The organism is Comamonas endophytica, from assembly GCF_023634805.2.
Taxonomy (GTDB): Bacteria; Pseudomonadota; Gammaproteobacteria; order Burkholderiales; family Burkholderiaceae_C; genus Comamonas; species Comamonas endophytica.
Window position 1 is genome coordinate 2020435 of the sequence record NZ_CP106881.1, and the last position, 24589, is coordinate 2045023.

Genomic DNA, 24589 nt, shown 5'->3' on the forward strand with positions numbered 1-24589 from the left:
TGGCCGAAAAAACGCAAGGCTGCTGCGCCGCGGCTGTCTGGCCTCTGGCGCAAGGCCTCGGGCCCTGTGCCGCGCGGCGTTATGCCGGGACCAGCCAGTCGGCCAGCGCGCGGGCGTGGCGCTGCTCCTGCGCCAGGATGGATTCCAGCAGGCAGCGCGTGGTCGGGTCCTTGCTGCCGATCAGCGCCACCATCTGGCTGCAGGCCTCGATGGTCACGCGCTCGGCGATCAGGTTGGCGCGCAGCATGGCCTGCAGCTCGCGCACCGGGCTGTAGCTGGCATGGCTGCGCTGGCTCAGGGTGTCGGGGTTGAGGTCGGGCTCGCCGCCGAGCTCCACGATGCGCCGCGCCAGCTGGTCGGCATGGCGTGCCTCGGCGTCGGCATGCACCAGGAATGCGCCGGCAATGGCGGCTGCGCCCAGGCCGGTGGCGGTGAAGTGGTGGCGCCGGTAGCGCATCGCGCAGATCCACTGGGTGGCCAGCGCGTCATTGAGCAGGCCGATGATCTCCTCGCGCCAGGGGCCGAAATGCGGGGTCACGGCGCCGTCATGCAGGTCGCTCCTGGCAGCCTCGATGCCCGCCGGGTCCAGGGCCAGGCGCTCGCGCACTGCCGAGGCTGCAGCGCCGCCGTGGTGCGACCTGGAGGCGCGAGGCACTGCGCTGGACGGTTTCATGTCGGGTCTCCGCTATTGCCTCGAGGGTAGGCGCGCGTGCGCGCGGCGCCTGTGAGAAAAGCGCGCATGACCAACCCTGAAAAAACCGCGATACGCCGATGCAAAGACCCGGCACGGGCGCGCGGCCTGGCCCTGGGCGATACTCGAATGCCGGTATCGAGGGAGGAGTGGGCGTGAAATCTGCAAGCGACAGCTGGTTCGACGAGGCGTATTACCAGCGCTACTATTTCGACAAGAAAACCAGCGTGGTCGATCCCCAGCACATGGAGCGCCTGGGCAACTTCGTCTGCAGCTACCTCAAGTACCTGCGCGTGCCGGTGCGCCGGGTGCTCGATGTGGGCTGCGGCATCGGCCTGTGGCGCGGCATCATCGCGCAGCACTTTCCGCAGGCCAGCTTCCATGGCGTCGAATACAGCGCCTACCTGTGCGAGCGCTTTGGCTGGGAGCGCGGCTCCGTGGTCGACTACCGCGCCAGCGAAGCCTTCGATTTCGTCATCTGCCAGGGCGTGCTGCCCTATCTGAGCGCCGCCGACCTCAAGCAGGCGCTGCACAATTTCGCCGCGCTGGGCCGGGGCGCGCTGTACATCGAGGCGGTGTCGCACGAGGACTGGGAGCGCGACATCCTCGACGAGACGCTGACCGATCCGCGCCTGTTCCGCCACCGCGCGCAGCTGTACCGGCGCGGTCTGTCGCAGAGCTTCATCGAGATGGGTGGCGGCATCTGGCTGCACCGCGATGCCGAGGTGCCGCTGTTCGAGCTGGAATGCGCGGGGCGCTGATGGCCCAGGACCCCACTCCCCACGCCGTGGCGCGCCTGCGCGCGGCGCGCCTGGCGCGCAGCGTCAAGCCCTTCCTGGCGCGCGGCGGCCCGCGCGGCGAGCGCTGCGCCGGCTGCCGGCTGCGCCCGAGCCACTGCCTGTGCGCGCTGCGCCCGACGCAGCCGACGCGCGCCGGCGTCTGCCTGCTGATGGCCGACACCGAGCCGCTCAAGCCGAGCAACACCGGCTGGCTGGTGGCGGATGTCGTGCAGGACAGTTTTGCCTTTGGCTGGGCGCGCACCGAAGTCGACCCGGGCCTGCTGGCGCTGCTGGCCGATCCGCAGTGGCAGCCCTACGTGGTGTTTCCTGGTGAATATGCGGCCGAGGGGCGCGCCGTGCACGCGGTGGCGCCGGCGGCGCAGTCCGGACGGCGGCCGCTGTACGTGCTGCTGGACGCAACCTGGTCCGAGGCGCGCAAGATGTTTCGCAAGAGCCCGTATCTCGACCGCTTTCCGGTGCTGAGCCTGCTGGCCGAGCAGGTCTCGCGCTACCAGCTGCGGCGCTCCACCCGCGGCGACCACTTCTGCACCGCCGAGGTCGCGGCCCTGTGCCTGGAGCTGGGCGGCGACACGCGCGCCGCGCAGACGCTCGAAGCCTATTTCGACGCCTTCACCCACCATTACCTGCAGGCCAAGCACCAGCTGCCGCCCGACCTCGACAGCGCCGCGCACCGGCAGCTGCGCGCGTTGCGCCCGGCCGCGCCCGCGGGCTGAGGCTCTGCGCGCTTTCCCCTTGCAAGGCGCTGTGCCGCGGGGGTTGCGGCACAATCACGCCCCCTGCGGTCTTTGGCCGCCATGCCTGAAAATTCGAGCCCCATCCCATGACCGAAGCCCGCTCCTCCAAGCCCGAACCCACCCCTGCGCACCTCTGCGCCTCCTGCGCCGGCATCCAGCGCAACTGGCGCCGCGCGCCCGGCCACGTGGAGCTGCAGCAGCGCGGCAACCGCAAGGAGGAGCGCGCCTCGGGGCTGGTGACCATCACGCGCTACCAGTGCGACCAGTGCGGCACGGTCTGGGATTACGAGAACGACAAGCAGAACCAGCATGCGGGCTGGTCCATGGTCAAGCGCTGAGCCGGGATGCGTGGACCGCGCAGTCCATGCCGCATTTCCCTGGCGTCCACAGGGCCGCCCGCACGGCCCCTCGGGCGCGTTGCATCATCTTTCATTCGATACAGTTCGCGCCGCCATTGCGCCTGGCGGTGCATGGAATTCCTGCCTTCCCAGAGGGTAGGGACCACCACACTTCCTACTAATGCTTACAAGCGTTGTAGGCATTTTTCCCTTGTTGCGGGATTCGGCTGGCTTTAAATTTCATAGCACGGAACTGAGACAGAACCGTGGTTAGAATGAAACAGCTGATCATTTCAGCCGGCCGGACCTCTCGCCAGACAGCAACGTTGTGCCACCGCCTCCGCGGGCCGCAACATCTGCAAGACCTGTGAGACAGAAGCAAATTCCCACCCGCTATCCGTCTGTGCCGTAGTTTCCTGCACTGCCCCTTCCACTGGCGGCAGCGCGGGCCGGGCCTGTCCGTGCAAAGTGCTGTTGCTGCCCGGTTGTGCTCCCTGATCATTGATTGTCCCGGGCCGTGCCCGAAGATGGAAAGGTTCTCCGGGTTTGGCTCTGCAAGACTTCAAACTGCGCTACAACCCCGCCCTCGATGGCTTGCGGGGCGTGGCCATCGTGCTGGTGCTTCTGTCCCATGCACATGTCCCGATGTTCGAGGGCGCATTCCTGGGTGTGGACCTGTTCTTCGTGCTCAGCGGATTCCTGATCACCTCGCTGCTGCTGCAGGAGTTCCAGGAAAACGAACGCCTCGATTACTGGCGCTTCTACCGCCGCCGTTTCTTCCGGCTGATGCCCGCGCTGCTGCTGTTCCTCGCGGCCTATTGCCTGATCGCGCCGCTGCTGTGGCCGGACCTGGACGACATCCATCAGGACGCGCTGGTGTCGGCGCTGTATCTGGCCGACTACGGCATCGCCTTCTTCGACAGCCCCGAAACGCTGCTGCACATGTGGTCGCTGTCGGTCGAGGAGCATTTCTATCTGGTCTGGCCGCCGCTGCTGGTGCTGATGCTGCGCAAGACCCAGGCCGGCAACCTGTGGCGGTCGATCCTGCTGCTGTGGATGCTGACCACGCTGTGGCGCCTGTTCTGGGTCGGCCAGGGGCAGCACTTCTATGAAATCTTCTTCCGCTTCGACACCCGCGCTTCGGGCCTGCTGGCCGGCAGCCTGCTGGCCGCGGTGGTGACCGAAAAGCCGCAATGGATCCAGGCGCTGCAAAAACGCATTCCCCATGTCATGTGGCTGCCGCTGGCGATCCCGCTGCTCATGCGCCTCGAATGGGACAACCAGGCAGTCATGATCTGGGGCCTGACGGTGGTCGAATGCGCGGCGCTGGTGCTGCTGGTGGCGGTGCAGCAGCAGCGCGGCCTGGTCTTCGAGATGCTGCGCGCGCCGCTGCTGGTGCAGCTGGGCCGTTTGTCCTATGGCGTGTACCTGTGGCACTACCCGGTGGTGCGCTATCTGCGCGCCGAGTATTCGTGGCCGGTGGTCGTGGTCGCGGGCCTGGCGATCTCGGTGGCGCTGTCGGCGCTGTCGTTCTACACCATCGAGCGCTGGGCCCTGCGCTGGCGCGACCGGCCCAAGGGCGCGTCCGATGGGCGCCGCGTGCCCGCCACCGCGGGCTGAGGGTCAGAACCCTGAACCCGGCTGGGCCAGGTACTCCAGTTCAGCCGGTGTGCTTTCCCGGCCCAGTATCGGGTTGCGGTGGGGAAAGCGGCCGAAGCGCTTGATCACCTCCTGGTGCCGGTGCGCGTAATCCAGCGTGCCGGCAAGGAAGCTGCGCGTCTGCGGCAGCGCCAGCTCGTGCAGCTTCTTGAACAGGGCCACGCTCTGCTCCTGCAGCGGGCCGTCCTCGGCATGCTCCAGCGGCAGATAGAAGAAGATGCGCGCCACGTCCGGCACGCCGGGGTCCACGTCATGGCCCTCGAGGATGCCGTCCAGCGCCAGCTGCAGGGCGTGCGCATCGCCGGCAAAGCTTTTGGCCGTGCCGCGGAACAGGTTGCGCGTGAACTGGTCCAGCAGCACGATCAGCGCCAGCCGGCCGCGTGGAGTCTGCGCCCAGCCATCGAGCGTGCCAGCCAGGGCCTGCTCCACCAGCGGCCCGAAGCGCGTGCCGATCTCGGCATCGGTGGCGGCCGACTTGGTGAACCACAGCGACTGGCGCGCGAGCGCGTCGGCATCGGTGGGATACGGAGCACCAAGCCAGTAGCTCAGCAGTTCGTCAATGCGGGGATCGGCGTTGGAGGATGCAACTGGCATGGAAGGGTTTTTCAGAAAGCTGGGAGAGCTTCATTGTGCCTACGCGGCGCGTGATAGCCTTAAACCCTGACTACGGACGACATCATGAAATTCAAGCATATGCTCGGCGCCCTGGCAGTGGCGGCGCTTTTCGCGCCGCCGGCTTTTGCCCAGAAATTTCCCACCAAGCCGGTGCGCATCGTGGTGCCTTTTGGCGCCGGCGGTGTGGCCGACGTCACGGCGCGGGTCGTGGCCCAGAAGATGGCCGGTACGCTGGGCCAGCCGGTGGTGATCGAGAACAAGCCGGGCGCGGGCGGCATCGCCGCGGGCGACGCCGTCGCCAAGGCCGCGCCCGACGGCCATACCCTGCTGCTGATGTCCAACGCCACCGCGGTCAGCGAGGGCCTGTTCCGGGCCCTGCCCTTCAAGACGCTGCAGGACTTCGCGCCGGTCTCGACGCTGGGCTACTTCGACCTGGCGGTGGTCACTGCCGGCAATTCGCGCTTCAGGAACCTGGGCGAGCTGCTGGCATTTGCCAAGGCCCATCCCGGCCAGCTGAACCTGGGCTCGATCAATGTCGGCAGCACGCAGCATCTGACGGCCGAGATGTTCAAGTCGGCGGCCGGCGTGCAGGTGCAGGTGGTGCCGTTCAACGGCACGCCGGCGGTGGTCACCGCACTGCGCGGCGGCCAGATCGACGCGGCGGTGGAGATCGTCGCGCCGGTGCTCACGCAGATACAGTCTGGGGCGCTGCGCGCGCTGGCGGTGGCCAGCGACAAGCGCGCGGCCGCGCTGCCCCAGGTACCCACCACCCGCGAGGCCGGCCTGTCCAACTACGTGGCGCGCAGCTGGAACGGCCTGGCGGCGCCCGCGAAGACGCCGGCGCCGGTCATCGCGCGGTTGAACCAGGCGATCGTGGCGGCGCTCGATGCGCCCGAGGTGAAGAAAAAGCTCAGGGAGCTGAATGTGGACGCGCAGTCCAGCACCCCGCAGGAGGCGGCGGCGCTGCTGGCATCGGAGGTCAAGCGCTGGGGCAGCGTGATACAGGCCGCGAAAATCGCGCCCCAGTGAGGCGATAGCGGGAACTTTGTAAGACATTCCTGCACGAAATGGCGATGCAGGCCTACTCCAATGGTTGGTGTGGCCGCTATCTTCGTTGGTCCCTGTTGTCTTAACACGAGTTTCGTTTGCCATGCTGCGCCGCTGTTTCCTGCTTGCCTCCCTGGGGTCCACTGCCTTGCTGTCCACCGCCTGCTCCGGCAAGGCGCTGCCCAAGCATGTGGTCGTTTCCCCCGAAAAACTCCAGCAGGCGGTGGCCACGCGTTTTCCGCGGCCCTATCCGGTGGCGGGGCTGCTGCAGCTGGAGTTGCAGGCGCCGCGGCTGCAGCTGCTGCCTGAAACCGATCTGATCAAGGCGCAGCTCACGGCCCGCCTCTCGGGGCCGGTGCTCAAACAGCAGACCTATGACGGGCGCATGGAGGCGGATTTCGGGCTGCGCTACGAACCCACGGACCGCAGCGTGCGCGCGCAGCGCGTCAAGGTCCACAGCCTGACGCTGGACGGCCTGCCACCGGCGCTGGCGGACATGCTCAACACCTACGGCCCCTCCATTGCGGAGCAGGCGCTGGGCGAGCTGGTGCTCTACCAGATGGAGCAGAAGGACCTGGCGCTGATGGATGCGCTGGACATGCAGCCGGGCGCGATGCGCGTCACGCCCCGGGGCCTGGAGATCGCGCTGGAGCGCAAGCCACAGACGCGCTGAAGGCGCGTAACATGCAAGCGGGCCTGCGATGAGCGCCGGTCTGCAAGGACTGCCGCGCCGGCGGCGGCAGTCATTGGTCCAGTGCAACCAGCCTTGATGCCCATGACCGATCTGTCCGTCTTTCCCGTCACCCGCAAATGGCCGCCCCGGCACCCCGAACGCCTGCAGCTGTACTCGCTGCCCACGCCCAACGGCGTCAAGGTGTCGATCATGCTCGAGGAAACCGGCCTGGCCTATGAAGCGCATACGGTGCGCTTCGACAGCCAGGACCAGCTGTCGCCGGCCTTCCTGTCGCTGAACCCGAACAACAAGATTCCCGCCATCCTCGACCCGCATGGCCCGGGCGGCCAGCCGCTGGCGCTGTTCGAGTCGGGCGCGATCCTGATCTACCTGGCCGAAAAGACCGGGCAGTTCATGCCGCTGGACGCCATCGCGCGCTACGAGACGCTGCAATGGCTCATGTTCCAGATGGGCGGCGTCGGGCCGATGTTCGGCCAGCTGGGCTTCTTCCACCGCTTTGCCGGCAAGGACTACGAGGACAAGCGCCCGCGCGACCGCTATGTGGCCGAGGCGCAGCGCCTGCTCAAGGTGCTGGACCAGCGCCTCGAGGGCCGCGACTGGATCATGGGCCGCGACTACACCGTGGCCGACATCGCGATCCTGCCCTGGGTGCGCAACCTGGTCGGTTTCTACGAGGCCGCGGACATCGTGGGCTGGGAGCAATACGGTCAGCTGCGCCGCGTGCTGGAGAAATGGCTGGAGCGGCCGGCAGTGCAGCGCGGGCTGGAGATTCCGCCGCGCGGGTAGCGGCGCGGGCCTAGCGGGGCGCAGCCGCACTTCCCATCCCCCGTTCGGGCTGAGCTTGTCGAAGCCTGGGATTGTCTGGGGGAGACCCTCCACCCTTCGACAAGCTCAGGGCGAACGGATAGAGGGCTTCCGGGTCGAGCTGGCAAAGCTTGATCGCCGCTCCGCGCGACACACCGTCCCACCGGTGGCCCTTCTCTTTGCCCCGGGTGCTCGCATCTAATGGCATATCCCCATGTTGGCCTGCGGCGCATCTGCCGCAGGCCGCGCCATCCCAGGAGCCGCCCATGACCATCACCGCCACCCAACCCGTCCTCAAGGCCCAGCCGCTGGGCCACCAGTGGCCCACGCTCGATCCCTTCCTGTTCTGCGCCCACCATGACGACAGCTACCCGGCCGGCGACGGCCGCATGGGCGTGCAGGCGGTGGAATTCGAGGGCCGGCAGATGGGCAGCGACTTCAGCCGCAAGGACGGCTGGAGCATGTACCACGGCGACAGCGTGCCCGGCTTTCCCGGCCATCCGCACCGCGGCTTCGAGACCGTGACGCTGGTGCGCAAGGGCCTGATCGACCATGCGGATTCGCTGGGCGCGGCCGCGCGCTTCGGCCGCGGCGACGTGCAGTGGCTCACGGCCGGGCAGGGCGTCGTGCACTCGGAGATGTTTCCGCTGCTCGACACCGAAGCGCCCAACCCGCTGGAGCTGTTCCAGATCTGGCTGAACCTGCCCGCGGCCTCGAAGATGGTGGCGCCGCACTTCACCATGTTCTGGGACGAGCGCATTCCGCGCCTGGTGCACACCGATGGAAACGGCGCGCGCACCACGGTGACGGTCGTTGCTGGCGCACTGGAAGGGGCCGATCCCGCGCTGGCGCCGCCGCCCGAATCCTGGGCCGCCAAGGATGCGTCGGATCTGGCGATCTGGACGCTGCTGCTGGAGCCCGGCGCCACCTGGACCCTGCCCGCGGCGCGCGGCCAGGGCACGCGCCGCATGCTGTATTTCTTTGCCGGCGAGCAACTGCGCATCGGCAACCAGCAGGCCGACGCGCATGCGGCGCTGGAAATCGTCGCCGGCCAGGACTGGCAGCTGAGCAACCCCGGCAGCACTCCGGTCGAGTGCCTGCTGCTGCAGGGCCAGCCGCTGAACGAGCCGGTGGCGCAATACGGGCCCTTCGTGATGAACACCCAGCAGGAGATCATGCAGGCGCTGCAGGACTACCGCCGCACCCAGTTCGGTGGCTGGCCCTGGCCGCAGCAGGACCCGGTGCATGGCAGCGCCCCGCGCCGCTTCGCGCGCTACCCGGGCTGCAGCGAGGACGAATTGCCGCCCGCCGCGGCCGCAATCGGGGACAATCCGCAAGCCGGGCTGGACGCAGCCCTTTGAAGGACCACTATTCCATGAACATCAGCAAAGACACCGCGGTCACCATCCACTACACCATCACCGATACGCAGGGCAAGCGCCTGGACGAGGGCGATGTGGCCTATCTGCAGGGCGGCTACGACAACCTGTTTGCCAAGGTCGAGGAAGCGCTCGAAGGCAAGGCCGTGGGCGCCACGCTGACCGTGGACCTGGCCGTCGAGGACGCATTCGGCGAACGCGACGAAAGCCTCAAGCGCAGCATCCCGAAGTCGGAGTTCCCCCCGGGCGTCAAGGTCGGCGGCCAGCTGCGCGGCACCAACGACCGCGGCGAGCCGCAGATCTACCACGTGATGAAGATCAAGGGCCCGGAAGTGCTGCTCGACGGCAACCACCCGCTGGCCGGCATGGCGCTGCGCTTCAGCTGCAAGGTCAACGACGTGCGCGCCGCGACCTCCGAGGAAATCAGCCACCGGCATGTGCATGGGGGGCATGGGCACCATCATTGATGGGTAGTTGCGGCGCTCAAGAGCTTGCATCAGTGCCACTTGCTCGAGAGGCCGTCCATCCTTCGACAGGCTCAGGACGAACGGATTTTTAACCGTTCGCCCTGATCCTGAGCTTGTCGAAGGATCGAAGGGTGAAGGGCCTGCCCGAGAAATAACCCAAGCCGTTATTTACCTCCTGCGCAGCAACGCCCTCTTGAGCAACCGCGCCGCCCGGTCCCTGATCTGGAACGGGCTGTGCCCCGGGAAGGGGAAGGCCCGGCTGCGGCTGCAGGCCTGCAGGAAGTCGCCCAGCAGCGCCGAATCGTCCAGCGTGCTGCCGTCCTCGCTGCGGAATTCCGGGTGCCACTGCGTCGCGGCGATATACCCGCCGCCCGGGCGCGGCGCGCGGCGGATGGCTTCGGGGATGTGGTCGGGAATGCTCCAGGCCTCGACCTCGAAATTCGGTGCGATCTGCTTGATGCCCTGGTGGTGGATGCTGTTGACGCGCGCGCGCAGCTGGCCAGGGTAGAGCTGCGACAGGCGTGAACCGGACACCAGCGCGATGTCATGCGCATGGCGGTCGTACTGCTTGGCATCGCGGTGCACCTGCGCGCCCGGCACCTGGGTCAACAGATCCTGGTAGAGCGTGCCGCCGAAGGCCACGTTGATCAGCTGCAGGCCGCGGCAGACGCCGAAGATCGGCTTGCCGGCCTGGGAGAAGGCCTCGACCAGCGCCAGGTCGTAGAGGTCGCGCACGCGGTCGCCCAGCCATTCCGGGCGCAGCGGCTCCTCGCCATAGCTGCCGGGCCAGACATCGGCGCCGCCATGCATCACCACGCCATCGAGCCATTCGGCATAGTGCGCCAGCGTCACGTCGCCGCGCGCGGTCTCGCCCGTGGGGCAGGGCACCATCACCACCATGGCCCCGGCCGACATGATCCAGTGGGCGATGGATTGCTCGACGTACTGCAGGGTCTTTCCGGTGAACAGGGAGCGGTCGGGGTCGGCGTGGGAAAAGCAGGCCGACAGGCCGATCTTGAGGCGTCTTGAGGCGGGCTGGGACATGGCTGGGAAGCAGGCGCCGAGGCGCCAGGTCGCTGCGGATGGATGGGATTATGGCGCCGGCCCAAGGGCTTTGCGTGTAGGCCAAACCGAGGTCAGCGTCCACCGCTAGCTGCTGTCAGGGTCATGACTGGAGCAGGTTTTGGGGCTAGGATGGTTTACCGAACCAACCAGGCAAAAGGAGAAAACATGCAGATCCAGGTGCACACGGACCATCTCATCGAAGGCGGGGAAGCGCTCGCGAAATGGGTCCAGGGGGAGCTTCAAGGGCGCCTGTCGCGCTTCAAGGAATACACGACGCGGGTCGACGTCTTCCTCTCGGATACCGATGCGCGCAAGACCCAGGGCGGCCTCACGCGCTGCGTGCTCGAAACCCGGGTCAACGGCCGCCAGCCCACCGCGGTGAACGCCGAAGCCGAGAAGATCGCCGATGCCGTGAATGCCGCGACCGAGAAGCTGATGCGTGCGCTGGAATCCGAGCTGGGCCGCCTCAAGGACAAGAACGGCCGCGAGACCATCCGTACGCAGGAACCCCTCGACGAGTAAGGCTCAGCCCGCGCGCAGCCGGCCTTCGAGCGCGGGCGCGCGCAACGGCGCCAGGGGCGAGGCCACGGGCGCACCGAAGCGGCCCGTGCCCGCCTCCCAATCGGCCAGCGCCTGCGCGATTTCCTCCTGCGTGCGGCCGACGAAATTCCACCACACCACGACGTCCTCATGCATGGGCGCGCCGCCCACCAGCAGCAGCCGCGTGCCGGGCGTGCACTGCAGCCGCAGCACGCCGCGGCCCGCGGGCAGGAACAGCAGCTCATCGGGCGCGGCGGCCAGTCCATCGACCGTGATGCCGCCCGTCAGCCCCAGCACCGCGTACTCGAAATCCGCGCGCAGCGGCAGCTCGGCCGTGACCGGGGACGGGGCATCGGCGCGCAGGCTCAGGTCCAGCGCCACCAGCGGGCTGTGCACCTGCACCGGCGAAACCTGGCCCAAGGCCTCGCCGGCCAGCACGCTGATGTCCAGCCCGTCCTGGCTGCAGCGTGGAACGTCGGGATAGTGCTGGAAGCGCGGCGGCATCCCCCGTTCGCTGCCAGGCAGCGCGATCCACAGCTGGGCCGCGTGGATGCGCGGGCTGCCCAGGCTTTCCTCGGAATGGGCAATGCCATGGCCGGCGGTCATCAGGTTGACCTGGCCGGGGCGGATCACCTGCTCCGAGCCCAGGCTGTCGCGGTGCAGCACCTCGCCCTCGATCATCCAGGTGAAGGTCTGCAGGCCGATATGCGGGTGCGGCCCGACCTGCAGGCTGCGCTCGCCATGCTGCACCGCCGGGCCGAGGTGGTCGAGAAAGCACCAGGCGCCGACCTTGCGCAAGGCGCGCTGCGGCACGGCACGGTGCACCGGCAGTCCGCCGACATCGGCCATGCGGGTGGCCAGGCGCTCGGGGGAGGAGACATCAGCGGACATGGGGTTTCCTTCAGGGAGATACGTAAGAAGCACATGGCTGACAAACAGCTCGGCGTGCAGGCATTAAATTAACAGATGCATCCATATCTTTCGGTCCTGGTCTGCTGCCGCGCTGGCAGGCCCGGCCTTTCGGTGCCTTCCAGACCCAGCGCTTTTCATTTTTCAGGAGCTTTACATGTCTACTCCCAGCACTGAGCCTCGCACCGCTTATCCCGAGCATTTCCAGGCCGTCATCCGCGGCCATGTGCAGCACCGCGTCGGCGATGGCGCCCTCGAGGACATCCCCGTCGGCCAGAAGGTCGACGTGGCCACCGCCATCGCCAGCCTGGTGCTGTCGTGGGAATCCGAAGGCCAGCCCGTGACGGTGACCCTGGCCAAGGAGGAATTCGATCTGTATGTGTCCCAGGGCGACATCGAAGTGCAGGGCTCCAACGCCACCACGGCCGCCGCTTCCGCATGACGCCGGTTGCCCACTGCCGTCAATGAAGCCCCGCAAGGGGCTTTTTTTCGGCCTGGAGCTGGGGACAACCGCAGGGGCCCTTCTCTGACAGACCAGGATGGGTAGGACCAATAGAGTCAAGGATCAAACCGTTCACCCGTTCACCAGGAGATGCATATGGCCGACGACAAGAATCCGCGCGAAACCCTTTGGGAGCTGGTCAAGGAGATCCGCTTTGCCATGATCACCCACCGCCACCCGGATGGCACGCTGCGTGCCTGTCCCATGACCATGGCCAACAAGGAAGGCATGGACGAACACGTGCATTTCTACTTCCTGATCAACAAGCAGCACGATCTGGCGCAGTGCGTGGGCAATGACGCCCAGATCCAGATCAGCTTTGCCGATCCCGAGGAAGACAGCTATGTGTCGGTGAGCAGCTCGGCCCACCTGAGCGAAGACCGCGCGCTCAAGGAAAAGCTCTGGTCCACGCAGGCCCAGGCCTGGTTCCCGGGCGGCGTCGAGGACCCGGACCTCGCGGTGCTGGTCGCGCCCGTGTCTTCGGCCGAGTACTGGAACGTCAAGGAGAACCAGCTGGTGCAGCTGTTCAAGATGGCCAAGGCCGCGGTGACCGGCGAGCCGCCCAAGGGAATGGGCGAGCACAAGACGGTTCAGGTTTGAGCCAAAGGGGCCTGCGAGGGCCCTTTCTGGTGCCTGTTCACAAGGCACCCTTCGACGCGGCTGCCCAGGCAGGCTCAAGGAAAATGGCAGCTCTTTTACCCAAGCCTTGAGCCTGACGAAGGGCGGTGTCTTTCCGGTAGCGCAGGCCGTTCATGGTTCGGCAGGCTCACCACGAACCGGGCGTAAACCGTTCGTCCTGATCCTGAGCTTGTCGAAGGATCGAAGGATGACGGGCCTGCCCTATAGCAGCGCAAGCCCGTCACTCCACCCGCGCCCCCGACACCCGCACCACATTCCCCGCAGTCGTCCAATCCTTCGCCAGCAGTGCCTTGAAGCCCGCGGGCGTATCCGTTGCGGCTTCGGCGCCGAGCTTGCGCACGCGTTCCTGCACCACGGGATCGGCCAGCACCTTGTTGACGGCCGCATTGATCTTGCGCACTTCCTCTGCCGGCGTGCCGGCCGGTGCCAGCAGCCCATACCAGGTGTCGAACTGGAAACCCGGGAAACCCGATTCGGCCACCGTGGGCAGATCGGGCAGGAAGGGCGAGCGCTTCGGGCCGGTATAGGCCAGCAGCTGCACGCGCGGGTCATCCTTGAAGGCAATCAGGCCGGTGGTGGCGGCGGTCACGCCCTGCACGCGGCCGGCCAGCAGCTCGCGCACGGCGTCTCCCGTGGATTTGTAGGGGATGTGCTGCTGCTCGAGCCTGGCCTGCGCCAGGAACGAGGCCATGCCCAGATGCGAGGCGCTGCCGTTGCCGGCCGAGGCGTAGTTCCAGGGCGTGGGACTGGCCTTGGCGGCTTCGACCCACTGTCCGAGCGTGCGCGCCGCGCCCGCGGGCGCGGCAATCACGTAGCCCGAGGAGGCCACCAGCGCCACGGGTTCGAAGTCGTTGACCGGATGGAAGCCCAGCTTCGGGTACATATGGCCCGTGAAATGGTGGCTGGCAGCGGCCATGACCAGTGTGTTGCCATCGGGCCTGGCGCGCGCCACGCCCAGCGTGCCCAGCGTGCCGCCGGCGCCGGGCTTGTTCTCGATCACGATGCTCGCCCGCAGCGCCTGGCCCAGCTCGTTGCTGAAGGCGCGCAGCACGGTGTCCTGCACCGCGCCGGCGCCGAAGGGCACGACGATATGGATGGTGCGGTCGGCGGCGTGGGCCAAACCGGCGGCGCTGATGCCCCAGGCAAAAGCAGTGAAGGCCAGAAGGCGGCGGCGGGACAGGGCGGACAGTTGCATGGGCGTGGATTCAAAGCGGTGTGAACCAGCCAGTCTATGAACCTGAAGGCGCCCGGCCAACGCATTCTTTTGCATGAGCAAATGCGCAAAACATTCTTCGCCCATGAAAAAAGCGCCGGCCCCTTGCAGGACTGGCGCTTTGCAAAGATCCTGCGCTCGTCAGCGCAGAAAGCTTTTACTTGGCAGCTACAACGCGCACCATCTCCAGGCACTTGTTCGAGTAGCCCCATTCGTTGTCGTACCAGCTGACGATCTTGACGAAGGTCTTGTCCAGCGCGATGCCGGCTTCGGCGTCGAACACCGAGGTGCAGGACTCGCCGCGGAAGTCGGTGGCCACCACCTTGTCTTCCGTGTAGCCCAGCACGCCCTTGAGCGCGCCTTCGGACTGGGCCTTCATTTCGGCGCAGATCTCGGCGTAGGTGGCTTCGCTGTTGAGTTCCACCGTCAGGTCGACCACCGACACGTCGGAGGTCGGCACGCGGAAGGACATGCCCGTGAGCTTCTTGTTCAGCTCGGGAATGACCACGCCCACGGCCTTGGCGGCGCCAGTGCTCGAGGGAATGATGTTCTCCAGGATGCCGCGGCCGCCGCGCCAGTCCTTGTTCGAGGGGCCGTCCACGGTCTTCTGTGTGGCGGTGGCGGCGTGCACGGTCGTCATCAGGCCGCGCTTGATGCCCCACTTGTCGTTGAGCACCTTGGCCACGGGAGCCAGGCAGTTGGTCGTGCACGAGGCGTTCGAGATGATCGCTTCGCCGGCGTAGGTCTTGCAGTTCACGCCGAACACGAACATCGGGGTGTCGTCCTTGGAAGGCGCCGACAGGATGACCTTCTTCGCGCCCGCGTCGAGGTGCTTCTGCGCGGTTTCCTTGGTCAGGAACAGGCCCGTGGCTTCGATCACGACATCGGCGCCGACTTCGTTCCACTTCAGGGCGGCCGGGTCGCGTTCCTGCGTCAGGCGGATCGACTTGCCGTTGACCACCAGCGTGTTGCCTTCGACGGCCACGGTGCCCTGGAAGCGGCCGTGCACGCTGTCGTACTTGAGCATGTAGGCCAGGTAATCGGGTTCCAGCAGGTCGTTGATGGCGACGATCTCGATGTCGCTGCCGAAGTTCTGCACTGCCGCGCGGAACACCATGCGGCCGATGCGGCCGAACCCGTTGATACCTACTTTGATGGTCATATTTGCCTCTTGATGTGAAATGACGAAACCTGCTTACTTTTTCTTCTGCTGGCGCAGCACGGCCTGGACCGTGGCCGCGACATTGTCCTCGGTGAAGCCGAAGTGCTTGAACAGCACGTTGGCCGGTGCCGATTCGCCGTAGCTGTCGATGCCGACCACGGCCGCGCAGCCGTACTTCCACCAGAAGTCGGTCACGCCCATCTCCACCGCGATGCGCGGCAGGTTGGCGGGCAGCACCTTGGTCTTGTAGCGCACGTCTTCGAGATCGAAGGTCGTGGTGCTGGGCATGGAGACCACGCGCACGGCGATCTTCTTGATGGCCAGGAGCTTTTGCGCGGCCAGCGCCAGCTGCACTTCCGAGCCGGTGGCGATGATCACCGCCTGGGCAGCCTGCTTCAGGCCGATGTCGGCCGGCTCGCTGAGCACATAGGCGCCGCGGCTGATGTCGCCGGCGTCGCGCTTGTGCGCATAGGCCAGGTTCTGGCGGCTCAGCAGCAGCGCCGTGGGCTTGTTGCGCTGCGACAGCGCGGCGCTCCAGGCGACCGCGGTTTCGGTGGTGTCGGCGGGGCGCCAGACGTCGAGGCCGGGGATCAGGCGCAGGCTGGCGGCATGCTCGATCGACTGGTGCGTCGGGCCGTCTTCGCCCAGGCCGATGGAGTCATGGGTGAAGACGTGGATGACGCGCTGCTTCATCAGCGCCGCCATGCGGATGGCGTTGCGGCTATAGTCGCTGAACGTCAGGAAGGTGCCGGCGTAGGGGATGAAACCGCCATGCAGCGCGATGCCGTTCATGATTGCGGCCATGCCGAATTCGCGCACGCCATAGTTGATGTGGCGGCCGCCGACGCCGTATTCGTTCTTGACCACGGCGCCTTCCTCGTCGAAGCGCAGCGGCGGCGTGCTCTTGGTGTTGGTGAGGTTCGAGCCGGTCAGGTCGGCCGAGCCGCCGAGCATTTCGGGCAGCGCGGCGGTGAAGGCTTCGAGCGCCATCTGGCTGGCCTTGCGGCTGGCCACGGTCTCGCCCTTGGTGATGGTGTCGACCACGGTGTTGACCGCGACCTGGGCGAAGTTCTTCGGCAGGTCGCCGGCCATGCGGCGCGTGAATTCGGCCGCCAGTTCGGGGTAGGCCTTGGCGTAGGCGGCGAACTTCCGGTCCCACTCGGCTTCGGTCTTGGCGCCGGCGGTCTTCGCGTCCCAGTCGCCGTAGACGTCCGCGGGAATCTCGAAGGGCGTGTGCGCCCAGCCCAGCGCGGTGCGCGTCAGGCCGATTTCCTCGCCGCCCAGGGGCTCGCCGTGGGCCTTGGCGGTGTTCTGGCGGTTGGGCGAGCCCTTGCCGATGCTGGTCTTGCAGATCACCAGCGTGGGCTTGGTGGCGCTTTGCTTGGCGTGGGCGATGGCGGCGTCGATGGCTTCGACGTCATGGCCGTCCACGGGGCCGACCACGTTCCAGCCATAGGCCTCGAAACGCTGGGCGGTGTTGTCGATGAACCAAGGCGCGACCTGGCCGTCGATGGAGATGCCGTTGTCGTCGTACAGCGCGATCAGCTTGTTGAGCTTCCAGGCGCCGGCCAGCGCGGCGGCTTCGTGCGAGATGCCTTCCATCAGGCAGCCGTCGCCCATGAACACATAGGTGTTGTGGTTGACGATCTCGTGGCCTTCGCGGTTGAACTCGGCGGCCAGCAGCTTCTCGGCCAGTGCGAAGCCCACGGCATTGGTGATGCCCTGGCCCAGCGGGCCGGTGGTGGTCTCGACGCCCGGGGTCACGCCGACTTCCGGGTGGCCTGCGGTCTTGCTGTGCAACTGGCGGAAGTTCTTCAGCTCGCTCATCGGCAGGTCGTAGCCGGTGAGGTGCAGCAGCGCGTAGATCAGCATCGAGCCGTGGCCGTTCGACAGGATGAAACGGTCGCGGTCGGCCCACTGCGGGTTGACCGGGTTGTGCTGCAGGTGGCGGCTCCACAGCGCCACGGCCATGTCGGCCATGCCCATCGGGGCGCCGGGATGACCGGAGTTGGCTTGTTGAACGGCATCCATTGCGAGTGCGCGGATCGCATTCGCCATTTGTTGAGTGTTGGCCATCGGGGCGCTCCGAAAAGGAGGTTGTTTGTCAGGAGAAGCCCGCCATTTTAAGCGGTGGCTGGTTTTGCACGGCAACGCGGGGCAATGCACTACAGTGCTGGCCATGGTCAAAACCCTGGCCAGAGTGCATTTCCGGAGTCCCCAGCGCATGCCTTCTGCTTCCTTTCCCATTCCCTCAGGGACTCCCTCGGGGATGCCTTCCGAAGTCTCTTCATCCGCGCTCCAGCCTCCTGCCATGCTGCTGGCCGCGGGCCGGGGCGAGCGCATGCGGCCGCTGACCGACCACTGTCCCAAGCCGCTGCTCGAGGTGCAGGGCCAGCCGCTGCTGCAGTGGCATCTGCAGGCGCTGGCGCGCGCCGGTGTGCCGCGCGCGGTCATCAATCTGGGCTGGCTGGGGGCGCAGATTCCCGCGCGGCTGGGTGCGCGCTTCGCGCAGGCGGGCGTTGCGCTGGACCTGGTCTATTCGGACGAGGATCCTTCGGGCCAGGGCCCGGCGCTGGAAACCGCGGGCGGCATCGCGCGCGCGCTGCCGCAGCTGGCAGAGGTGTTCTGGCTGGCCGCGGGCGATGTGTTTGCGCCGGATTTCAGCTTCGATGCGGATGCAGCGGCGCGTTTCGCGGCCGGCGAAGCGCTGGCGCATGTCTGGCTGGTGCCCAATCCCGAGCACCATCCGCGGGGCGACTTCGGCCTGGGCGAAGACGGCCTGGCGCTGGACCTGCCAGAGGATGACCCGCGCCCACGCTGGACCTACAGCACGATCGCGCTGCTGCGCGCCGAGCTGTTTGCCGCGCCCTGGTGCGATATTCCCCCTGGCAACCCCGAAGGCAGGCGCGCCGCGCTCGGGCCGCTGCTGCGCCGGGCCATGGCGGCCGGGCGGGTGAAGGCTTCCATTTACGAAGGGCGCTGGACCGATGTGGGCACGCCCGAGAGGCTGCAGCGCCTGAACTCCGCGGCGGCCGGTTCGGTTGTGTAGGACAATGTCGCGTACTTGACGCTGTACCGTACAGATTGCAAATAGTGGTCAATCCTCCAATGCACGGGATACATTTGCAAGCAACTGCGCAGTACGATAGCCGGCATGACCTCTGTTTATGCCCAGCGCCGCGCGCGCCTGGCTGCCCAGCTCGGCGCCCAGGACGTGGCCATCATTCCCACTGCACCGGTGCGCCAGCGCAACCGCGACACGGATTTCCTTTACCGGCATGACAGTTACTTCTATTACCTGACCGGCTTCACCGAGCCCGAAGCCTGCCTGGTGCTCAAGGGCAATGGCGAGAGCACGCTGTTCTGCCAGCCCAAGGACCTCGAGCGCGAGATCTGGGACGGCTACCGCCTCGGCCCCGAGGCCGCCGTGGCCGCGCTGGGCGTGACCCAGGCCTTCTCCAGCGCCGACATCAACACCCGGCTGCCGCGCCTGCTCGACAACACGCACTGCGTGTGGTTTCCCTTTGCCACCCACGCCGGGCTGGCCGCGCAGGTCGAGGGCTGGCTGGCGCAGGTGCGCGGTCGCGTGCGCATGGGCGTGCAGTCGCCGACGCACCAGGGCGACCTGTGCGCGCTGCTCGACGAGATGCGCCTGGTCAAGGACGCGCACGAGCAGGACATCATGCGCCGCGCCGCGCGCATCAGCGCCCGCGCCCATGTGCGCGCCATGCAGCGCTCGGCGCGCATGCTGCGCGCCGGCGAGGAGGTGCGCGAATACCACCTCGACGCCGAGCTGCTGCATGAATTCCGCCAGCAGGGCTCCCAGTCCACGGCCTATGGCTCGATCGTTGCCGCCGGCGCCAACGCCTGCGTGCTGCATTACCAGGCCGACAAGGCGCCGGTGCGCGACGGCGAGCTGGTGCTGATCGACGCCGGCTGCGAGCTTGACGGCTACGCCAGCGACATCACGCGCACCTTCCCCGCCAACGGCCGCTTCACCGGCCCGCAACGCGCGGTCTACGACCTGGTGCTGGCCAGCCAGGACGCGGCCGTCGCCGCCACGCGCGCCGGCAACCGCTTCAGCGATGCGCACGACGCCACGCTCGCGGTGCTGGCCCAGGGCCTGCTGGACCTCGGCATCCTCGACGCCAACCGCGTCGGCACGGCCCAGGACGTGATCGACACGCGCGCCTATTTCCCCTACTACATGCACCGCACCGGCCACTGGCTGGGCATGGACGTGCACGACTGCGGCAGCTACATCGAGCCTGGCGCCGACGACACGGCTCCGCCGCGCAGCGACCCGGTGTCCGGCGAGGCGCTGCGCCAGCGCCCGAGCCGCATCCTGCGCCCAGGCATGTGCACCACCATCGAGCCGGGGCTGTATCTGCGCGCCAGCGCCGAGCTGCCCGAGGCCTTCCACAACATCGGCATCCGCATCGAGGACGACGCCATCGTCACCGAGGAGGGCTGCGAATTGATCACGCGCGACGTGCCGGTGAAGGCCGACGAGATCGAGGCGCTGATGCGCGATCTGGCGTGAGCCACGACCCGACCGGCCTAGGCCGCGGCTTGCATCCTTCCTTTCTCTCACCGTCTCCCATGTCCGACGCTCCCGCCACGCCCTCCGCACCCCCGCGACTGCAGTGGCGCATCTTCACGGTGCTCTGGCTGCTGGGCATGCCAGGCGTGTCGGTGCTGGTGTGGTCCATCATCCCCCAGTGGCGCCACCTCCATGGGCTGGCGCCGCAATGGGACCATCCGCCGGTGCTGCAGATGGTGATGGTGTCCGCATGGCTGGCGCTGGCGGTGGGCATCGGCGTGCTGCTGGCGCCGCGCGTCGGCCTGGCTGCACCCATCCTCACGACCTGGGTGGCGGGGCGCTCGCCGCGCGAGGCACTGCGGCGCATGTGGCTGCCGGGCATTGCCGGCGGCGTGGCCGGGGCCGCCTGCCTCGTGACCCTGGCAATCCTCTGGCCCGACAGCCTCAAGGTGGCCGAGCCGCTCTACACCATGCCGCTGCTGTCCAAGCTGCTCTACGGCAGCCTGACCAGCGAGCTGCTGCTGCGCTGGGGCATGCTGGCCTGCGTGTTCTGGGGCCTGTGGCGGCTGGTCGGGCGCGATGCGCCGCTGTCGGCCAAAACGGGTTGGATGGCGGTCATGCTGAGCGCGCTGCTCTGGGCGCTCCTGCACTGGATGCTGGCCCGCTGGCTGCTTGGCCCGCTGCCCGGCATGCTGCTCCTGCATGTGCTGCTGGGCAAGCTGGCCTATGGTTTCCTGGCGGGCTTCCTGAGCTGGCGCTTCGGCCTCGAGGCGGCGATCCTGGCGCACATGGTGACCTATCTGCTGTCGCACGAGCTGATCGGCCCCGTCCTGTAGCCCCATTTTTCGTACCCGTCATGTAACCGCTTCCGTGTGAGAATCGAATTCCGATCACCCTCTTTCGCGAAAGCTCCATGACCAAACCGTTGACCCGCGCCACGAAGATTGTTGCCACCCTGGGGCCCGCCTCGAGCGACCCGCAACTGCTTGAACAGATGGTGCGGGCCGGCGTGAACGTGGTGCGGCTGAACTTCAGCCATGGCACGGCGCAGGACCATATCGACCGCGCCGAGATGGTGCGCGCCGCCGCCCAGCGCGCGGGCCGCGAGGTGGCCATCATGGCCGACCTGCAGGGACCGAAGATCCGCGTCGGCAAGTTTGCCGAAGGCCGCGTCATGCTCGTGGCCGGCGCGCCCTTTGTTCTCGACGCCTCGCGCACCGAGCCCGGCGACGTGCAGGGCGTGGGCCTGGACTACAAGGAGCTGCCGCGCGACGTCAAGGCCGGCGACCTGCTGCTGCTCAACGACGGCCTGATCGTGCTCACCGTCAATGCGGTGCTGGGCGAGGAGGTGCACACCACCGTCAAGCTCGGCGGCGAGCTGTCCAACAACAAGGGTATCAACAAGCAGGGCGGCGGCCTGACGGCACCGGCGCTCACCGCCAAGGACATGGAGGACATCAAGACCGCCATGAGCCTGCAGGCCGACTACGTGGCCGTGAGCTTCCCGAAGAACGCCACCGACATGGAGATGGCGCGCCAGCTGTGCAACGTCGCGGGCACGCCCTGGCGCCACAAGCCCGGCCTGATCGCCAAGATCGAGCGCGCCGAGGCGATTCCGCACCTCGAGGACATCCTGCGCGTGTCGGACGGCATCATGGTGGCGCGCGGCGACCTGGCGGTGGAAGTCGGCAATGCCGCAGTGCCGGCACTGCAGAAGAAGATGATCCGCATGGCGCGCGAGATGGACAAGGTGGTGATCACCGCGACGCAGATGATGGAAAGCATGATCACCAACCCCGTGCCGACGCGCGCCGAGGTCAGCGACGTGGCCAACGCCGTGCTCGACGGCACCGATGCGGTGATGCTCAGCGCCGAGACCGCGGCCGGCAGGTACCCGCTGGAGACCGTCGAGGAAATGGCGCGCATCTGCACCGCCGCCGAGGCCGCGGAAGACCCCGAGCGCGATGCCGACTTCACCGGCCGCACCTTCGGCCGCATCGACCAGAGCATCGCCATGGGCGCGCTGTTCACGGCCCACCACCTGGGCGCCAAGGCCCTGGTGGCCATGACCGACAGCGGCTCGACCGCGCTGTGGATGAGCCGCCGGCGCATCCACATCCCGATCTACGCGCTCACGCCCAAGGTCCAGACCCAGCGGCGCATGGCGCTGTTCCGCAACGTGCGCCCGCTGCTGATGGACACCTCTGCGGACCGCGACACCGCGCTCGAGCAAGCCGAAGCCCACCTCAAGGCGCGCGGCATCGTGCAGCAGGGCGATGTTTATGCGATCACCTGCGGCTTGCCCATGGGCCAGCCTGGTGGCACGAACATGCTGCAGATCTGCAGGGCGAGATAAAAAGCATCCCTGAGCCGCTTACGTCCTGGGCGGGCCCCCTGCGCGGGCCGCGGCTTCCCCCCTCTCATCCTTCGGTGGAGAGGGCGGCCCGTCCAGGGACGGCAGCCTCGGTGCGGGGGGGCGCCCAGGTGCGGCCCTTCCTCGCTGCCCTGAGTGGGGCTGCGCCGGTTTCAAATGCTGCGGGCTAAGCAAGCGTAAGGATGGCCGCAGGCAATAGGCAAGGTGAGTGCGCAATAGCCCTGGTACGGGCATTGCAGTCGAGATAAAATCCCGGGTTACACAGCGGTTACCGCCGCTGGGCCCGGATTGAGCCGCGGCGCGGGTGGGCCGCGTGCGTTGCAGTCCGGGGCGCTGTTTACCCACCTGAATTGGATCCACACATGTCCCTCGTCTCGATGCGCGAACTGCTCGACCATGCTGCAGAAAACGGCTATGGCATTCCTGCTTTCAACGTCAACAACCTGGAGCAAGTCCAGGCGGTGATGGCTGCGGCCGATGAAGTCGGCGCCCCCGTGATCCTGCAGGCGAGCGCCGGCGCGCGCAAGTATGCGGGCGAGGCCTTCATCAAGCACCTGATCCAGGCCGCTATCGAGCAGTACCCGCACATTCCGCTGGTCATGCATCAGGACCACGGCCAGTCGCCCGCGATCTGCCAGGGCGCCATCGACCTGGGCTTCTCCTCGGTCATGATGGACGGCTCGCTGATGGAAGACGGCAAGACGCCGGCTTCGTTCGACTACAACGTCGACGTGACGCGCAAGGTCGTCGAGATGGCGCACCGCGTGGGCGTCACGGTCGAAGGCGAGCTCGGCTGCCTGGGTTCGCTGGAAACCGGCGAAGCCGGTGAGGAAGACGGCATCGGCGCCGCGGGCAAGCTCGACCACAGCCAGATGCTGACCGACCCCGAGGAAGCCGCGCAGTTCGTCAAGGCCACGCAGCTCGACGCGCTGGCCATCGCCATCGGCACCAGCCATGGCGCCTACAAGTTCACGCGCAAGCCCACCGGCGACATCCTGTCGATCCAGCGCGTCAAGGAAATCCACGCGCGCCTGCCCAACACCCACCTGGTGATGCACGGCTCGTCGTCGGTGCCCCAGGAACTGCTGGCCATCATCCGCCAGTACGGCGGCAACATGAAGGAAACCTACGGCGTGCCGGTCGAGGAGATCCAGGAAGCCATCAAGTACGGCGTGCGCAAGATCAACATCGACACCGACATCCGCCTGGCCATGACGGCCGCGGTGCGCAAGTTCCTGTTCGAGAACCCCGAGAAGTTCGATGCGCGCGAATGGCTCAAGCCCGCGCGCGAGGCCGCCAAGCAGATCTGCAAGCAGCGCTATGTGGAATTCGGCTGCGAAGGCCAGGCCGGCAAGATCAAGGGCCACAACCTGCAGGTCATCGCCGGCATGTACGCCGACGGCGTGCTCAAGCAGGTCGTGAACTGAGCACGCCGACGCAGGCAGATGCAAAGCCCCCTGGCTCCTGGCCCGGGGGCTTTTTTTTGCCGCCGGGCCGCCCCAAGGCAAAAGGTGGTGGGGGTCTATTTCTTCATTATCAGAAGCATTCCAATTGCCTTTTTCCCGACCTGCGTGCAGCATCGGGGTTGGCTGGAAAAATCATGGGGCCGGGCTGCGTGCCTGGGCCCTTGCGCAGAGAGGACTCGCAATGAAGAAGATGGGAGCGCGCTGTGCGCTTTGGGGGGCCGGGCTGGTGCTGGCCCTGGCGGGATGCGCCACGCAGACGGCCACCGCACCGGTTGCCGGGCAATACGCGGCGGGGCGCGCGCAGCTGGCGCTGCCCGCGGGCGCCTGGACCGATCTGGGCGCGGCCGATGAGGCCTGGGCGCCGCTGCCCAGCTCCAGCCCCGTGGCGCTGCAAAGCCGCGCGCTGGTGCTCAAGGGCCCCGGGCAGGAGCCCCTGGCGGTGGTGCTCGTGCGCACCAATGCCTCGAACCTGTTCTGGCGCTCCGTGTCCTGGGGCCTGAACTGCCCACGCGAGCTCGATGTGCTGATGTTCGACGATGCCGCCGGCAGCTCCGACCGCATGGACTGCCTGCGACTGCGCCGCAATGCCCAGGCGCAGCAGTGGCTCAAGCGCACCAAGCCCGAAACCCAGGCCTGGCTCGAACGCCGCCAGCAGCTGCCCACGTTGCCCTACAGCCACCTGAGCTACCGCTTCGCCACGGTCGACGGCGGCATGGTGGAGCTGCAGATCCTTGCCGATCAGCGCCTGCTGCAACCGGAAAAGGGCAGCCAGGGCAGCCAGGGCCGGCAGCTGCGCGACTGGGCGCAGGCGGTGGCCAGCGCGGCGCGCGACAGCCTGTCGTCCCTCAATGGCGAGCTGGTGCTGCCCGCATTCCCGGGGTCGATCTGAGTCGGCCGACGCTAGGGTAATCACAGGCTGCGGGGATCCAGAGCTCGGCTGACAATCTT

25 protein-coding genes are annotated in these 24589 nt (G+C 67.3%); 18 read left to right on the forward strand and 7 right to left on the reverse strand.

The window, feature by feature from the left end; genetic code table 11:
* Positions 1–79 precede the first annotated feature (79 nt).
* Positions 80–673, reverse strand: coding sequence for a ferritin-like domain-containing protein (locus M9799_RS09020; RefSeq protein ID WP_231042784.1), 594 nt, complete (start codon positions 671–673; stop codon positions 80–82).
* 173 nt (positions 674–846) lie between these two features.
* Between M9799_RS09020 and M9799_RS09025 the strand changes: the two genes are divergently transcribed.
* From M9799_RS09025 to M9799_RS09040, 4 genes are all read left to right on the forward strand, one after another.
* On the forward strand, positions 847–1452 hold the full coding sequence (locus M9799_RS09025; protein ID WP_231042783.1) for a class I SAM-dependent methyltransferase: 606 nt from the start codon (positions 847–849) through the stop codon (positions 1450–1452).
* The gene (locus M9799_RS09030; protein ID WP_250621330.1) at positions 1437–2204 is read left to right on the forward strand and encodes a tRNA-uridine aminocarboxypropyltransferase; all 768 of its coding nucleotides are present in this window, start codon (positions 1437–1439) and stop codon (positions 2202–2204) included. Before M9799_RS09025 ends, M9799_RS09030 begins: the two co-directional genes overlap by 16 nt.
* A 107-nt stretch (positions 2205–2311) precedes the next feature.
* On the forward strand, positions 2312–2563 hold the full coding sequence (locus M9799_RS09035) for a hypothetical protein (RefSeq protein ID WP_231042781.1): 252 nt from the start codon (positions 2312–2314) through the stop codon (positions 2561–2563).
* Between the two features lie 546 nt (positions 2564–3109).
* Positions 3110–4183: an acyltransferase family protein gene (locus M9799_RS09040; protein ID WP_231042780.1), complete on the forward strand. Its 1074-nt coding sequence runs from the start codon at positions 3110–3112 to the stop codon at positions 4181–4183.
* A 3-nt stretch (positions 4184–4186) separates the two neighbouring features.
* Here the strand turns inward: M9799_RS09040 and M9799_RS09045 are convergent, their stop codons facing one another.
* On the reverse strand, positions 4187–4816 hold the full coding sequence (locus tag M9799_RS09045) for a DUF924 family protein (RefSeq protein ID WP_231042779.1): 630 nt from the start codon (positions 4814–4816) through the stop codon (positions 4187–4189).
* Between the two features lie 84 nt (positions 4817–4900).
* Between M9799_RS09045 and M9799_RS09050 the strand changes: the two genes are divergently transcribed.
* The 5 genes from M9799_RS09050 (at position 4901) to M9799_RS09070 (ending at position 9228) form a co-directional block, all read left to right on the forward strand.
* On the forward strand, positions 4901–5866 hold the full coding sequence (locus M9799_RS09050; protein ID WP_231042778.1) for a tripartite tricarboxylate transporter substrate-binding protein: 966 nt from the start codon (positions 4901–4903) through the stop codon (positions 5864–5866).
* Between the two features lie 121 nt (positions 5867–5987).
* Positions 5988–6557, forward strand: a complete 570-nt coding sequence (locus M9799_RS09055) for a DUF1439 domain-containing protein (protein WP_231042777.1) — start codon at positions 5988–5990, stop codon at positions 6555–6557.
* Positions 6558–6659: 102 nt separating this feature from the next.
* The gene (locus tag M9799_RS09060) at positions 6660–7364 is read left to right on the forward strand and encodes a glutathione S-transferase N-terminal domain-containing protein (protein ID WP_231042776.1); all 705 of its coding nucleotides are present in this window, start codon (positions 6660–6662) and stop codon (positions 7362–7364) included.
* Between the two features lie 284 nt (positions 7365–7648).
* On the forward strand, positions 7649–8743 hold the full coding sequence (locus M9799_RS09065) for a pirin family protein (RefSeq protein ID WP_231042775.1): 1095 nt from the start codon (positions 7649–7651) through the stop codon (positions 8741–8743).
* A gap of 14 nt (positions 8744–8757) precedes the next feature.
* Positions 8758–9228 carry an FKBP-type peptidyl-prolyl cis-trans isomerase gene (locus M9799_RS09070; protein WP_231042774.1) on the forward strand — a complete coding sequence of 157 codons (471 nt, stop codon included), beginning with the start codon at positions 8758–8760 and terminating at the stop codon, positions 9226–9228.
* 168 nt (positions 9229–9396) lie between these two features.
* On the opposite strand, the gene M9799_RS09075 is transcribed toward M9799_RS09070, so the two are convergent.
* Complete coding sequence (locus M9799_RS09075) at positions 9397–10272, reverse strand: gamma-glutamyl-gamma-aminobutyrate hydrolase family protein (protein ID WP_231042773.1); 876 nt, start codon at positions 10270–10272, stop codon at positions 9397–9399.
* A 186-nt stretch (positions 10273–10458) separates the two neighbouring features.
* On the opposite strand from M9799_RS09075, the gene M9799_RS09080 reads away from it, so the two are divergent.
* Entirely contained in the window at positions 10459–10815 is a 357-nt protein-coding gene (locus M9799_RS09080) for an HPF/RaiA family ribosome-associated protein (protein WP_231042772.1), read from the forward strand.
* A 3-nt stretch (positions 10816–10818) separates the two neighbouring features.
* On the opposite strand, the gene M9799_RS09085 is transcribed toward M9799_RS09080, so the two are convergent.
* Entirely contained in the window at positions 10819–11724 is a 906-nt protein-coding gene (locus M9799_RS09085) for a pirin family protein (RefSeq protein ID WP_231042771.1), read from the reverse strand.
* 175 nt (positions 11725–11899) lie between these two features.
* Here M9799_RS09085 and M9799_RS09090 point away from each other — a divergent pair, with 175 nt between their 5' ends.
* On the forward strand, positions 11900–12184 hold the full coding sequence (locus tag M9799_RS09090) for a hypothetical protein (RefSeq protein ID WP_231042770.1): 285 nt from the start codon (positions 11900–11902) through the stop codon (positions 12182–12184).
* A gap of 156 nt (positions 12185–12340) precedes the next feature.
* On the forward strand, positions 12341–12844 hold the full coding sequence (locus M9799_RS09095; protein WP_231042769.1) for a pyridoxamine 5'-phosphate oxidase family protein: 504 nt from the start codon (positions 12341–12343) through the stop codon (positions 12842–12844).
* A gap of 259 nt (positions 12845–13103) precedes the next feature.
* Here M9799_RS09095 and M9799_RS09100 read toward each other — a convergent pair whose 3' ends face one another.
* From M9799_RS09100 to tkt, 3 genes are all read right to left on the reverse strand, one after another.
* Positions 13104–14078 carry a Bug family tripartite tricarboxylate transporter substrate binding protein gene (locus M9799_RS09100; RefSeq protein ID WP_231042768.1) on the reverse strand — a complete coding sequence of 325 codons (975 nt, stop codon included), beginning with the start codon at positions 14076–14078 and terminating at the stop codon, positions 13104–13106.
* Between the two features lie 175 nt (positions 14079–14253).
* Positions 14254–15258 (reverse strand): type I glyceraldehyde-3-phosphate dehydrogenase, encoded by a 1005-nt coding sequence (gap, locus tag M9799_RS09105; RefSeq protein WP_231042767.1) that lies wholly within the window; start codon positions 15256–15258, stop codon positions 14254–14256.
* 33 nt (positions 15259–15291) lie between these two features.
* Positions 15292–17334 (reverse strand): transketolase, encoded by a 2043-nt coding sequence (gene tkt / locus M9799_RS09110; protein WP_231042766.1) that lies wholly within the window; start codon positions 17332–17334, stop codon positions 15292–15294.
* 193 nt (positions 17335–17527) lie between these two features.
* Between tkt and M9799_RS09115 the strand changes: the two genes are divergently transcribed.
* From M9799_RS09115 to M9799_RS09140, 6 genes are all read left to right on the forward strand, one after another.
* Positions 17528–18307 carry a nucleotidyltransferase family protein gene (locus M9799_RS09115; RefSeq protein ID WP_231043222.1) on the forward strand — a complete coding sequence of 260 codons (780 nt, stop codon included), beginning with the start codon at positions 17528–17530 and terminating at the stop codon, positions 18305–18307.
* 105 nt (positions 18308–18412) lie between these two features.
* The gene (locus M9799_RS09120) at positions 18413–19801 is read left to right on the forward strand and encodes an aminopeptidase P N-terminal domain-containing protein (RefSeq protein WP_231042765.1); all 1389 of its coding nucleotides are present in this window, start codon (positions 18413–18415) and stop codon (positions 19799–19801) included.
* Between the two features lie 59 nt (positions 19802–19860).
* A complete protein-coding gene (locus M9799_RS09125) occupies positions 19861–20637 on the forward strand; it encodes an abortive infection protein (protein ID WP_231042764.1) in 777 nt (258 codons plus the stop codon).
* Between the two features lie 77 nt (positions 20638–20714).
* On the forward strand, positions 20715–22157 hold the full coding sequence (gene pyk / locus M9799_RS09130) for a pyruvate kinase (protein WP_231042763.1): 1443 nt from the start codon (positions 20715–20717) through the stop codon (positions 22155–22157).
* 380 nt (positions 22158–22537) lie between these two features.
* A complete protein-coding gene (gene fba, locus M9799_RS09135; RefSeq protein ID WP_231042762.1) occupies positions 22538–23602 on the forward strand; it encodes a class II fructose-bisphosphate aldolase in 1065 nt (354 codons plus the stop codon).
* Positions 23603–23822: 220 nt separating this feature from the next.
* Entirely contained in the window at positions 23823–24530 is a 708-nt protein-coding gene (locus M9799_RS09140) for a hypothetical protein (RefSeq protein WP_231042761.1), read from the forward strand.
* The last annotated feature ends 59 nt before the right edge of the window (positions 24531–24589 follow it).

What these genes read in the sequence shown, in the direction of transcription:
- M9799_RS09055 (WP_231042777.1), top strand. Translation starts at nt 5,988, where the DNA reads ATGCTGCGCCGCTGTTTCCTGCTTGCCTCCCTGGGGTCCACTGCCTTG.
- M9799_RS09030 (WP_250621330.1), top strand. Translation starts at nt 1,437, where the DNA reads ATGCGCGGGGCGCTGATGGCCCAGGACCCCACTCCCCACGCCGTGGCG.
- M9799_RS09115 (WP_231043222.1), top strand. Translation starts at nt 17,528, where the DNA reads ATGCCTTCCGAAGTCTCTTCATCCGCGCTCCAGCCTCCTGCCATGCTG.
- M9799_RS09080 (WP_231042772.1), top strand. Translation starts at nt 10,459, where the DNA reads ATGCAGATCCAGGTGCACACGGACCATCTCATCGAAGGCGGGGAAGCG.
- M9799_RS09095 (WP_231042769.1), top strand. Translation starts at nt 12,341, where the DNA reads ATGGCCGACGACAAGAATCCGCGCGAAACCCTTTGGGAGCTGGTCAAG.
- M9799_RS09125 (WP_231042764.1), top strand. Translation starts at nt 19,861, where the DNA reads ATGTCCGACGCTCCCGCCACGCCCTCCGCACCCCCGCGACTGCAGTGG.
- M9799_RS09035 (WP_231042781.1), top strand. Translation starts at nt 2,312, where the DNA reads ATGACCGAAGCCCGCTCCTCCAAGCCCGAACCCACCCCTGCGCACCTC.
- M9799_RS09020 (WP_231042784.1), bottom strand. Translation starts at nt 673, where the DNA reads ATGAAACCGTCCAGCGCAGTGCCTCGCGCCTCCAGGTCGCACCACGGC.
- M9799_RS09075 (WP_231042773.1), bottom strand. Translation starts at nt 10,272, where the DNA reads ATGTCCCAGCCCGCCTCAAGACGCCTCAAGATCGGCCTGTCGGCCTGC.
- M9799_RS09090 (WP_231042770.1), top strand. Translation starts at nt 11,900, where the DNA reads ATGTCTACTCCCAGCACTGAGCCTCGCACCGCTTATCCCGAGCATTTC.
- pyk (WP_231042763.1), top strand. Translation starts at nt 20,715, where the DNA reads ATGACCAAACCGTTGACCCGCGCCACGAAGATTGTTGCCACCCTGGGG.
- M9799_RS09140 (WP_231042761.1), top strand. Translation starts at nt 23,823, where the DNA reads ATGAAGAAGATGGGAGCGCGCTGTGCGCTTTGGGGGGCCGGGCTGGTG.
- M9799_RS09120 (WP_231042765.1), top strand. Translation starts at nt 18,413, where the DNA reads ATGACCTCTGTTTATGCCCAGCGCCGCGCGCGCCTGGCTGCCCAGCTC.
- fba (WP_231042762.1), top strand. Translation starts at nt 22,538, where the DNA reads ATGTCCCTCGTCTCGATGCGCGAACTGCTCGACCATGCTGCAGAAAAC.
- M9799_RS09045 (WP_231042779.1), bottom strand. Translation starts at nt 4,816, where the DNA reads ATGCCAGTTGCATCCTCCAACGCCGATCCCCGCATTGACGAACTGCTG.
- gap (WP_231042767.1), bottom strand. Translation starts at nt 15,258, where the DNA reads ATGACCATCAAAGTAGGTATCAACGGGTTCGGCCGCATCGGCCGCATG.
- M9799_RS09065 (WP_231042775.1), top strand. Translation starts at nt 7,649, where the DNA reads ATGACCATCACCGCCACCCAACCCGTCCTCAAGGCCCAGCCGCTGGGC.
- M9799_RS09060 (WP_231042776.1), top strand. Translation starts at nt 6,660, where the DNA reads ATGACCGATCTGTCCGTCTTTCCCGTCACCCGCAAATGGCCGCCCCGG.
- M9799_RS09050 (WP_231042778.1), top strand. Translation starts at nt 4,901, where the DNA reads ATGAAATTCAAGCATATGCTCGGCGCCCTGGCAGTGGCGGCGCTTTTC.
- M9799_RS09085 (WP_231042771.1), bottom strand. Translation starts at nt 11,724, where the DNA reads ATGTCCGCTGATGTCTCCTCCCCCGAGCGCCTGGCCACCCGCATGGCC.
- M9799_RS09100 (WP_231042768.1), bottom strand. Translation starts at nt 14,078, where the DNA reads ATGCAACTGTCCGCCCTGTCCCGCCGCCGCCTTCTGGCCTTCACTGCT.
- tkt (WP_231042766.1), bottom strand. Translation starts at nt 17,334, where the DNA reads ATGGCCAACACTCAACAAATGGCGAATGCGATCCGCGCACTCGCAATG.
- M9799_RS09070 (WP_231042774.1), top strand. Translation starts at nt 8,758, where the DNA reads ATGAACATCAGCAAAGACACCGCGGTCACCATCCACTACACCATCACC.